Source organism: Desulfosporosinus sp. I2, assembly GCF_000960765.1.
In the GTDB taxonomy this organism is placed as follows: Bacteria; Bacillota; Desulfitobacteriia; order Desulfitobacteriales; family Desulfitobacteriaceae; genus Desulfosporosinus.
The window spans coordinates 1-8,422 of record NZ_JYNH01000185.1 but is presented as its reverse complement, the minus strand read 5'-3'; the positions used below and the strand labels follow the sequence as shown (position 1 = coordinate 8,422).

Annotated in this window: 13 protein-coding genes and 3 pseudogenes; 15 read left to right on the top strand and 1 reads right to left on the bottom strand. The window is 39.3% G+C overall.

All coding sequences use genetic code 11. The features are described from left to right. Window positions 1–306 (top strand): annotated as a pseudogene (locus UF75_RS29465) (hypothetical protein); the annotation flags it as partial. 18 nt (window positions 307–324) lie between these two features. After that, window positions 325–582 (top strand): annotated as a pseudogene (locus tag UF75_RS31180) (4Fe-4S ferredoxin); the annotation flags it as partial. Here the strand turns inward: UF75_RS31180 and UF75_RS30510 are convergent. Beyond that, a complete protein-coding gene (locus tag UF75_RS30510; protein ID WP_242860403.1) occupies window positions 567–860 on the bottom strand; it encodes a hypothetical protein in 294 nt (97 codons plus the stop codon). The pseudogene UF75_RS31180 and the gene UF75_RS30510 overlap by 16 nt on opposite strands. Window positions 861–888: 28 nt before the next feature. On the opposite strand from UF75_RS30510, the gene UF75_RS30500 reads away from it, so the two are divergent. The 13 genes and pseudogenes from UF75_RS30500 to UF75_RS23480 all read left to right on the top strand — a co-directional run. Further along, window positions 889–1,203 (top strand): 4Fe-4S dicluster domain-containing protein, encoded by a 315-nt coding sequence (locus UF75_RS30500; RefSeq protein WP_242860402.1) that lies wholly within the window; start codon window positions 889–891, stop codon window positions 1,201–1,203. Beyond that, complete coding sequence (locus tag UF75_RS23530) at window positions 1,196–1,414, top strand: hypothetical protein (RefSeq protein ID WP_045576959.1); 219 nt, start codon at window positions 1,196–1,198, stop codon at window positions 1,412–1,414. Before UF75_RS30500 ends, UF75_RS23530 begins: the two co-directional genes overlap by 8 nt. A gap of 12 nt (window positions 1,415–1,426) precedes the next feature. Further along, the gene (locus tag UF75_RS23525) at window positions 1,427–1,642 is read left to right on the top strand and encodes a FeoA family protein (protein ID WP_045576958.1); all 216 of its coding nucleotides are present in this window, start codon (window positions 1,427–1,429) and stop codon (window positions 1,640–1,642) included. A 23-nt stretch (window positions 1,643–1,665) separates the two neighbouring features. Next, a pseudogene (locus UF75_RS23520) lies at window positions 1,666–1,833 on the top strand (DUF2325 domain-containing protein); the annotation flags it as partial. Window positions 1,834–1,965: 132 nt separating this feature from the next. Further along, window positions 1,966–2,607 carry a DUF1775 domain-containing protein gene (locus tag UF75_RS23515; protein WP_045576956.1) on the top strand — a complete coding sequence of 214 codons (642 nt, stop codon included), beginning with the start codon at window positions 1,966–1,968 and terminating at the stop codon, window positions 2,605–2,607. Between the two features lie 133 nt (window positions 2,608–2,740). Further along, window positions 2,741–2,992, top strand: a complete 252-nt coding sequence (locus tag UF75_RS23510) for an SHOCT domain-containing protein (RefSeq protein ID WP_045576955.1) — start codon at window positions 2,741–2,743, stop codon at window positions 2,990–2,992. A 151-nt stretch (window positions 2,993–3,143) separates the two neighbouring features. Next, on the top strand, window positions 3,144–3,317 hold the full coding sequence (locus UF75_RS27710) for a DUF1540 domain-containing protein (RefSeq protein ID WP_082075314.1): 174 nt from the start codon (window positions 3,144–3,146) through the stop codon (window positions 3,315–3,317). Window positions 3,318–3,699: 382 nt separating this feature from the next. Next, window positions 3,700–3,957, top strand: coding sequence for a hypothetical protein (locus tag UF75_RS23505; protein ID WP_045576954.1), 258 nt, complete (start codon window positions 3,700–3,702; stop codon window positions 3,955–3,957). Between the two features lie 360 nt (window positions 3,958–4,317). Beyond that, the gene (locus UF75_RS31175) at window positions 4,318–5,481 is read left to right on the top strand and encodes an ATP-binding protein (RefSeq protein WP_156146581.1); all 1,164 of its coding nucleotides are present in this window, start codon (window positions 4,318–4,320) and stop codon (window positions 5,479–5,481) included. Between the two features lie 330 nt (window positions 5,482–5,811). After that, entirely contained in the window at window positions 5,812–6,198 is a 387-nt protein-coding gene (locus UF75_RS23495) for a hypothetical protein (protein ID WP_045576953.1), read from the top strand. A 393-nt stretch (window positions 6,199–6,591) separates the two neighbouring features. Continuing rightward, the gene (locus tag UF75_RS23490; RefSeq protein WP_045576952.1) at window positions 6,592–6,783 is read left to right on the top strand and encodes a hypothetical protein; all 192 of its coding nucleotides are present in this window, start codon (window positions 6,592–6,594) and stop codon (window positions 6,781–6,783) included. Between the two features lie 244 nt (window positions 6,784–7,027). Then, entirely contained in the window at window positions 7,028–7,363 is a 336-nt protein-coding gene (locus UF75_RS23485) for a metal-sensitive transcriptional regulator (protein WP_045576951.1), read from the top strand. Window positions 7,364–7,427: 64 nt separating this feature from the next. After that, window positions 7,428–8,422 (top strand): copper ion binding protein (locus UF75_RS23480; RefSeq protein WP_045576950.1); only part of this gene is annotated, 995 nt, incomplete at its 3' end.

Below are 8,422 nucleotides of genomic sequence, written 5' to 3'. Positions count from 1 at the left end.
ATCTTTCTTTACAAACTAGATTATAAAGGCTTTAATGGCGAAGTAATCATAAGTTCATCTGATAATAGTTTTGATAGTTCCAGTCATAAATTTAACAGTATATTAAAAACAGATAAATCATTTAAAATAAAAATTTTGTTAAATGAACCTAGAAACAAAATTAATCAACATGAAGTAAGTACTGGAATTATCAATGTAGTAAATTTGAAAAATAACAAGATAATTGGATCAGTACCTATTAAGGTTATTAATTCAAGTGTGCAAGGTCCTGATAATGATAATGTAGAAGGGAGTTCTCACCATTGAAACTTAAAAAAATCAAATATATTTATAATACAAAGAGCAGTTGGATACTTAATAGGAATAGTATTATTCTATGCACCATTTGCTGTATATACTAGAGTTTTAGGCAAGTTAACAAATGAGAACCCTTCTATAATTATTCACTCAGGTTGCCTTCGCGTTCCTTTACAAAACTTATTAACTGGAAAAGGCTTAGCGCTCATTTCCATTGCGTCTATATCCGTATTTTTACTTTTTATTATAACTCTCTTTTTTGGAGCATTTTATTGTGGACGTTTATGTCCGGCTGGAGCCTTTCCGGAATATCTCAGTCGTTTAGTCCCTGAAAGATTTAAAATAAATTGGCACAGGTTCGTAAATCCTGTACCAATCAGATATGGTTTTTTAGCAGGCTTTTTAATAACACCGTTCCTGGGAGGAAGTATAGTATGTGCTTTTTGTAACCTATCCTTTTTACAAAGGCTTATAAGTGGAGGTTTTTGGGGGGATTTTGGATTCTTAAGTTCTACTGCAATAATAACAGGATTCATTTGGCTTATTGTTTTTGGAATATTCACCAAGGGTGGAAGAGGATATTGTAATTTTATGTGTCCTGTAGGAGCCGTTCAAAACATTATTCATAGCGTTGGTTCTCGTTTTGGATTTACCTTTAAAATGCGCTTTGCAAAAGAAAAATGCGTTTCATGTGCAACCTGCGTAAAAACATGCCCAATGGGTTCTTTGCAAAAACAAGATGAAGGTATTTCCTATCAGATACTTAATTGTATCACATGCAGACAATGTGAAGCTACATGCCCAAGAGCAGCAATTTCTTTTGGATTAGGTAAAAGTGGAAGGGAAAATGAAGAAAATAAAAAGCCTGAGATATCAATTCCTGTTGAGAGGGCTTTAAATGAATAAGAAAATTAAAGACATAGTAACTGGAATTGGTATTTCAGGTATTAGTGTCTTTTCATCAGCAAATATAGTGCCAGGTATAAGGGGTTGCACAGGTTCGTGTGGAGGAGCATGCGGATTTGCATGCTTAGTCCCAATTGTAGGAATATCGTCACTTATGCTTTTTTCTAGTACCAGAGAAAAATTTAAGTTTAAACCTAAAAAAATGGGATAAGGAGTGAAGAAAATGCCCTTAACAATGCTATCTTCAGGTAGAGAAGCAATAATCATTGACTGTAAGGCTGAGGGCTCAACTAAAAAGTTTCTAGAAGCACTTGGAATTGTTCCGGGTGTAACTATATCGGTCATATCGAGAATTAAGGGGAATCTAATTGTTCGTGTAAACGGGACGAGATTGGCATTGAACAAGGGGATTGCCAATCAGCTTTTAGTACAGGTATGAACAGAGAAGTAAGCGTTTTGAAAGTATTATTCACCTCGACGGTCTCCCATCAAATGATTCACACAGCTGTAAAAGAAGCAAAAAGAAAGAAGATACCGGTCTTCAGATGCCATAACAGCAGTGGAGCTTCATTGGAGGGACTTTTGCAGGAAATTGAAGCTGCAACAAGCTTTGCAGCTATAGGCAAGTAGAGATGGCCTAACTGTATTAGCTGCCATCATCCTAGTACTTAATTAATAAAAGGGATCTCAATTCTTGATTTTTATGAATAAAGCAAAAATGGTTAAAAGTGAAATATTTATAGTGAAAAGGATATGATTTGTATGTATAGCAAAATTAAAAACATTATACGGATATGGGGGTTAGCCTTTATTTTTTCGCTAGTGTTTGTGAGTGCTGCAAGTGCACAGGTTGTTGTAAGCCCGAGCAGTTCCCTTGTTAGTGCATCGGAATTGTATACTGTAAAAGTTCCAGTTGAGAAGAATAATCCAACAAACAAAATCACCCTAAAAATTCCTTCAGGTGAAGTTTTTAAGCAATATGAGCCAGTCGTTGGATGGACATTTAGTATGGAAAAGGACTCCTCCGATAAAGTTACTTCAATAACTTGGACAGCAACTGGAGATGGAATTTTACCTGGGCAATTTCAGGAATTTAAATTTGTTGCCGAAAATTCAAAAACAGCTGTAAAAGTGGCTTGGGATGCTTACCAGTATTATAAAGATGGGAGTGTTTTAGAATGGACAAAAAATGAAGGGGCAGACACACCCCATTCAGCAACAAATATTGTTGCGGGGCATGTTATGCCTGACGGATCAATCATGCTTAATAGTATGATGTCAACACAATCAAGCCAATCTGGGACAGATTCAAACATTCCCATGGCTGTTTGGATATCAATAATTTCAATCGCCATTGCGACCATTGCCATGATCTTAACGGTACTTGGACCTAGAAAACTATAGGTAGAGGCCCTATTAAAGAGGCTGTCGGGAAATGGTGCTCGTATTTAGAGAACTCATCCCACATAATTGACTACGTATTTAGAAATAATATGTATGGTTATAAAATTAATTTGAAGAGGGAGGAATTATTTATATGATGAGTGGTTGGGGATATGGTGGTTATGGAAGCGGCGGCTATGGGATGATGGGGATTGGAATGCACCTTATCTTCTGGATTGGGATTATTTTACTGGGTAGCTATATATTTAGACACAATGCCCCGCACAATCAAACCGGAGGGCTAAGTAAGAGTAGTGGAATGGATATCTTGCGGGAACGATATGCGCGTGGTGAAATTGATTCCGCAGAGTATCAGAGCCGGAAAAAGGATCTTGAGGGTAAATGAACAGAAAACATAAAGCGGCTGAGGATTTTAACCTTAGCCGTTTAATATGGATTATAACTACATAAAGCATAAATTTAGAGATTAGTATTCATATGATCATTTATGTTAGAGCATAATACTATAGAATTCAAAACAAAGGAGGAGTTCTTAAATGACAGGACGTGCTAAAAAAATGTCTCAACCTAACGGTGGGATCAAATGTGTCGTAAACACATGCCATTATTATGGCTCAGGGGATCATTGCTATGCAGATAAAATCGAAGTTCAATCCCCAAATGCAACGAACACTGAAATGACTGACTGTGCAACTTTTCTCCCCGAGTAATTAATGGAGCGAAATAGTCACTAACTACACCTAAGAAGGTACTCAGTATAGCGCATAACATGAGAAGAATGACTGTCATTGAGGGGATGTAACAAAAACTTTAAGTTTCGTTACATCCCCTTCTTTATAAAAATGGGATATACTATTCTTGAATAGATATACTATGACAAAACCGCGAATACCATCGCGTTAGCGGTTTAGTAATATCCATATTTGTGTAAATATGAGCCTAGCGATATTCAAGTATCCGTTCATTCGCGCACGGCTTAGCGGGGCTAACGATCGCGTACAAACCGTGCTCGATGTACAAGATTCTACGCTGCTAATTAGCATATCTGGGCAAACATTAATAGATGTAAACACTTCACAGGGGGAAGGTAAAATGAACGAAGATGTTGCTATTATCGAGGGAGTTTACGACATCGTTTTACCTGAAGTGCCAGCATCACTCCACAGATGGGGAAGAAAGGTGTGGCTTCGAGACATTGAAGTTGGGGCGAAGGGGAGACTATTATTTTATGAAGAGGGAGTTTACAAAATCACTAGCCTTAGTAGGATTACCAATATTATGCGAAACTTGGATTTTTTAGAGATACATACGCAAAGGAGTATCTATAAGCTTAGGCTTTTGGTCGAGTGAACCCCAATCAATTGAATGAGATTGATATACTTACAGCTTCCTGTGAGTGTTAATTTTTGCGGTTGACTGTTTTGATTACCATGGGACGACGTTTTATCCCGTTCTAGCCGTCTATGCTAGACCTATGGATTCACAGTGGGCGTAGCCTCTGCAGGGATGGCGGTCTTGCAGAACTTCTGCGTTTTCAAAGATGATGGGTTAGCAACAAAAGTTTTGTCAGATCAAATGGTCTGGCTTTTTTAGTCTTCTATTTATTTCTTATTAAAGGAGTTTAGGGTAAAACGCAGAATATTGAGAAAGACAATTAATCGGGGGGGTTAACATTTGACAAGGGATAGTTACTCTTCTAATTATAAAGATATGCCATACCCAATAACTGAACTATATTATCAAGTTATTGAACAGCAAGAAATACAATTGGACGCTATCATTAATAGCATGTCAGATGGCCTATTTATTCTGGATAAGAATAGTAATTATTCCTTTCTTAATCAAGGAGGGAAGGATTTTTTCTATCAACCTGAAACAATTGCGAAGAATGGTGACTGCTTTAATGATACCCATTATTTTGATGTGCAGGGTAAAGAATTGTCAGTTGAAGATATGGTATGGTCCAGAGTCTTGAAAGGTGAAATAGTAAAACAATGTACGATAAGAGCAGTACGACCTGATAAAACAACTTATTTCAGTATAAGTGGAAACCCTGTTTACGACAGCAAGGGTAATATATCCTCTGCCGTGATATGTTGTCGAGACGTTACTGAACAAATAGAAAGTGATTTATTGATCTTTCGAATAGAAAAGGAATTACTTGAGTCTAAGGAAAAAACTCTGAAAAATAAGATGGAAAAAGAAATGGCTCGCTTAGATAAATTGAGCATTGTGGGGACGGTGGCAGCTGGTATTGGCCATGAAGTCAGGAACGCGATGACTACTGTGCGAGGTTTTCTGCAATTGATATCCAGTAAGGAGGAGTGTTCTAAGTATAATGACTATTTCGCTCTAATGATAGATGAGCTGGACCGGGCAAATTCAATTATTACAGAGTTCCTTTCGTTAGCTAAAGATAGGGTTGTTGAATTCAAAGTGCAAAGTCTAAAAGAAATTGTTGAAACGATATTCCCGCTAATCCAAGCGGACGGAGTGGTTTCAGACAAGTACATACATATGGACCTAGAAGAAGTTTCAGAAATCCCTCTAGACAAAAAAGAAATCCACCAGTTAATTCTCAATCTTGTCCTAAACGGATCACAGGCAATGTCCCCTGGTGGAACTATAAAAATAAGAACGTTTATGGACAAAGATGAAATTGTATTGTCCGTAGAGGATGATGGTAAAGGGATTGAGCCTGAAGTGCTTGGAAAAATGGGCACCCCATTCTTCACGACAAAAGAAAGTGGAACGGGTTTAGGATTGGCGGTTTGTTATAGCATAGTAGCTCGACATAATGCAAGAATTGATATAGAAACTGGTTCAGCAGGAACAACCTTTTTCATCCGTTTTAAACAAGTAAATAGCTTGTAGGAAATCGATATAAGGTCCCTAATGCAAGAAGAGAACAGGCAACTTTAAATGCAGTCTGTTCTCATTACAGTTAAGTATCCTAAACTTTTTAGGGGTATAAGTGCAGATAATGCGACTTCAATGTCCTCCCGTATCTATACTAACGAATGTCTGCAAATTTCTTATATTTCATAAGTTGTTCATAGGTGATTCATGACTTAGTCATATTCTATTGTTACAATAACCGTAGAAGCAATTCAATAAAGAGTTACAAGGAGAAAAAATATAAGATGCTAACTCTATGTACGGTCGCCAAGGTGACAAATCTTAACATGCTAAGGAGGAACACATATGAATAAAAGCGAAGCAGGCCAGGATAGAAAAAAGGATAAAGGTATCATTAAAGCAATTGGTTCAGTTTTGTTTGCAGTTATTGCTTCTTCCCACCACTGGGTCCATACCCTTTTAATCGCATTGGGTCTAACCACACTAAGCTCAAGCCTTTTATCGCTATCACCGCCAACAAAGATTATCTTTTTACTGGTTTCCCTTGTATTTTCAGCGTGGTTTATTCGTGTTGCTAAACGTAAATGGAGTTATGATCGTCCTGCTGCATGGGTTTATCTTATATCTTCCATTATCTCGATTGTCATGGTGATTACAGCCTTGCCACAAGCGATCTCTGACGTCATCCCACAGTCTCAGCAACAGCAACAGAAAGATATTCATGGGCATTAATGTGTTTTGAGAGATGATAAATGTACAGAGGCCCAACAGGACGAATCTGCCTCCTGATAAATAGAATCTTGGCATTCGCCGAAGCAGTTGGGACAAGGGTTTCCTTGAACCAACCATATAACATTCTCTAGCGAAGTATAAGTGGCTCACAGCTATAAGCTATGAACCACTTTTGGCTGCAAGGTCAAGATGAGATCAACGGAAAGTTGAGTAGGTAAGAATAGTTTTTCCTAGAATATTCACAAATTCACAGGATATTCACAGCTTATTCACATTGGTTCGATACAATTCGAATAGGTAAGACATCGTGATCATATGGGTTACCACAAAAAAGATAGATTAAGGTGAAAAGTAGAAAGATTATACATAACGAAGAAAGGGGATGTAGTTTTCATGATGGGAATGAGTGGAGTGTCAGGTGCTGGCAGTATGCCGAGAAATTGTGGGATGCAAGGGATGCATGGAAATTCGCAAACTAAACAAGCTCTTAAAGCGGATGATCTTGCAGCAATACAACAACAAACCAATCAAACCACTGAAATAACTAAAGGTATACAAGGTAGTAAAGTTGATATAAGGATTTGATACTTTATCAAAAATATTGGGTTGATCGGAAAAAGGGCAGTGTCTCCGCAGGGAGTTACTGCCCTTTCGCATCAATATTACTCTTCTGATAAGAAATTCACAAGTTATTCATAAGTTTATCGTATCCTAGAGTTACACTAAGTACATGGAACCAATTTATGAGTATACCCATTGAGGTTGCTTTTTTTAAACTAGAATAAATAGGGTAGCCCCCTATACTATTATCTAAATAGATGGTGAGTGAATGCACGAACTGGTTAAAGAAATTTCTTGTGATCAAGATAGTACGGAAAAAGACGGTAACCTCAGGAGTCATCATGAAGAAAAGACGATCCAGCAGCTCATCGCCCGGATGAACCGGATCGAGGGTCAAATCAGGGGCATTAAAGGAATGATTGAGCGGCGAGATTATTGTGATGACGTTTTAAATCAGATCTCCTCTGCTCAGGCTGCCCTCGACGGTGTATCGAAGTTACTTCTGGAAAAACACATGAAATCGTGCGTGAGAGAACGGTTAGAAACTGGAGACACGGAGGTAGTGGACGAAGTACTAAAAACAGTGTTTCGCATGATGAGATAATCATCTGTAAAGAATAAAGAGCAAAAGGGCCGCTGAGACAGATTACCAATTGGAGGGAAACGTTATGAGTGCAACAACAAGAAGCGAACATTTGGCACAGGTAAGTTTGCCCGTGCAGGGTATGACTTGTGCCGCTTGTGTGGCAAAAGTGGAAAAAACCCTAAAAACCATGACGGGTGTGCAGGAAGTTCATGTCAATTTGCTTTCGGGTAAGGCGGCTGTGACTTATGAGAGTGATCAAATCGGAGTCCCCCAGATGGTGAAAATGATTCAAGACATCGGTTACGAGGTGCCGGAGGAGGAAGTCTTGCTCACTGTGCGCGGCATGAGTTGTGCGGCTTGTGTCGCTAAAGTCGAGAAGGCTATCAAGGGGATGCCGGGAGTAACCTCTGTTGTCGTTAATTTACCGGCTGAGTCGGCCAAGGTAAAGTTTTACCCCGGAGCCGTGGATAAAACCCGGATCAAAAAAGAGATCCAAGCTATGGGTTATGAAGCTAGCGAAAAGGTAACGGGTCAGGAAGCGTTAGACCGGGAGAAAGAGGCGCGGCAAAAGGAACTCCGGTTCCAAACCCGCAATATGTGGATTGCCTGGCCCTTTGCCATTTTGGTAATGATTGGCATGTTTCGCGACATGTGGATTTTCCCATATTTTGTGCCAGAGTTTCTGGGCAATGTTTATGTCCTTTGGGCCTTGACCACACCGATCGCCTTTATTCCTGGTTGGCAGTTTTTTAAACACAGCTGGAACGGACTAAAACGTGGCGCGACCGATATGAACCTACTCTATGCGACCGGAATTGGTGCCGCCTACATCATTGCCACCATCAATACCTTTTGGCCCGATGCTGGTTTTGGTGGTCGGGGAGCCACCTTTTTCGAGTCAGCTGCTTTGCTTACGGCGTTCATCGTTTTAGGCCGCTATTTGGAAGCGCTCACCCGGGGCAGGACTTCAGAGGCTATCCGCAATCTAATGAGCTTGCAGGCCAAAACAGCTCGGGTGATCCGCAATGGTGAAGAAGTTGAGATTGCAGCCGATGAAGTGGAGATCGGGGATATCGT